Source organism: Rodentibacter sp. Ppn85, from assembly GCF_001999335.1.
GTDB lineage: Bacteria > Pseudomonadota > Gammaproteobacteria > Enterobacterales > Pasteurellaceae > Rodentibacter.
The window spans coordinates 1-1,591 of sequence record NZ_MLHS01000095.1 but is presented as its reverse complement, the minus strand read 5'-3'; the positions used below and the strand labels follow the sequence as shown (position 1 = coordinate 1,591).

Below are 1,591 nucleotides of genomic sequence, written 5' to 3'. Positions count from 1 at the left end.
CAAATTAATATGGATATTCGCCCGCCGTTGGGTGCAAGGGGGGATTTGTATTCGGTTCTAGGGGAAAATGAGAAAGGGGAACTGAGCAAAAAAGATAAAGAATTGTATTTTGATAGCTTTATTAAAGATATAAGTGATTCGAAAAAAGTAGAATTTTTTCCTCAAGTCATAGAAGACGTTAAAGATAAAAATAAAAAAATACCCTATTTTATTACTCATTCCGCTATGCGTGAATGGGAATATGAATGGGAGGGAATGAGTGAAAAAAATAAGGTATTTCCTTTAATCTATGAGAAAAGTTATAAGGAATGGATTATTGATAGAATTAAGAAAAACTCAAAGTTTGGGCGTTATTAGGAGGGATATATGAAATTACCAAATTTACTCATTTTAATTATTTTATCTTTATTTACTATTGGCTGTAATTCAATGTCAGGTGTCGTATCACTGGGTGTTTCTAGTGATGGCAAATACGCGATTAGTGCACATGGAAAAGATGAATTAGTATTGTGGGATTTAACCAAGAAAGAAAAGAAACTTCTTGCCAAAAATGCCAATCCGTATAGTGCCTATTTTATTCCCGATAGCCATGAGTTTATGTGGCAAGACAACAATAATGTTGTGCATATCCAAAATGTTGAGGGCAAAGAAGTTTTACAATTTCCACATTTTAAAACAGAGGGACAAGTTATTTCAGCGGATAAATCGTTTTATTTATCGGCAGATGAATGGGGAAAATTTTATAAAGGATATGGCAAGGATTTAGTGCCGATTTACACCGATGTGCCAATTAGCCCTATTCAGCCTTATACCTTTTCGATTGTCGGTGATAAATTTTTATCCGTTGGAAACGGATGGGATAGTCGTAATGGTGAAGTGGCTGAAACAAAATTAACCGCTAATCCGGTCAACCCTGATAAATATAAAAAAGACAGTTATCAAGGGGTGACATTATGGGATAAAAATACGTTAAAACCTCTTGCAAGATTATACGGTAATTCAGGAAGAACAATGGGAATAATTAGTCCCGATGGGAAATGGGTGGTTGCAGTGAGTGAAAATGCCAGACGTTATATGTGGTCGGTGCCTAATCCAACTCACAGAATTAGATTAGCGGATATAGATGGCATTTTTGATAAAAAAACGAAAACGCGTGATACCAGCAAATTGTTACCTATTCCTGATAAATTTAAAGGTAAAAGTATAACTTATTTAATGCATATAAATACCGTTGCATTTGTGTCAGAAAAAGATTTTATTTTGTTTGCTCGTGGCTATAGCGAATTAGCGCCGATTTACTCTACCGGTGATCCGTGGATTCAAGCCTATGTGGAAATCGGACAAGATCCCCGAGTATCACAAGGAAATTTAAGCATTGCCTCCGCTTATAAAGCCAATATTCTCGTTACAGGGCAATACGGGCGAGGCGGAATTAATGTCTATAAATATCATCCCGAAACAAAAGAGCTAGAAAAAATCTGGGTGGCGGATTAATTAAAACTAAAAAGTGCGGTTGAAAATGAGGGCGTTTTTGACCGCACTTGTTTTAAGTTAAGCGGAAGAAGACAGCACGGTAGCTTAAACACCAAAT

Annotated in this window: 1 protein-coding gene and 1 pseudogene; both read left to right on the top strand. The window is 36.1% G+C overall.

Going from position 1 to position 1,591, the window contains the following annotated elements; translation table 11 throughout:
• Nucleotides 1-357 (top strand): annotated as a pseudogene (locus BKL51_RS11475) (hypothetical protein); the annotation flags it as partial.
• Between the two features lie 9 nt (nt 358-366).
• Nucleotides 367-1,494: a WD40 repeat domain-containing protein gene (locus tag BKL51_RS11470; RefSeq protein WP_077466781.1), complete on the top strand. Its 1,128-nt coding sequence runs from the start codon at nt 367-369 to the stop codon at nt 1,492-1,494.
• Nucleotides 1,495-1,591: the final 97 nt, after the last annotated feature.

Coding starts and splice junctions, on each gene's coding strand:
- BKL51_RS11470 (WP_077466781.1), top strand. CDS start 367: ATGAAATTACCAAATTTACTCATTTTAATTATTTTATCTTTATTTACT.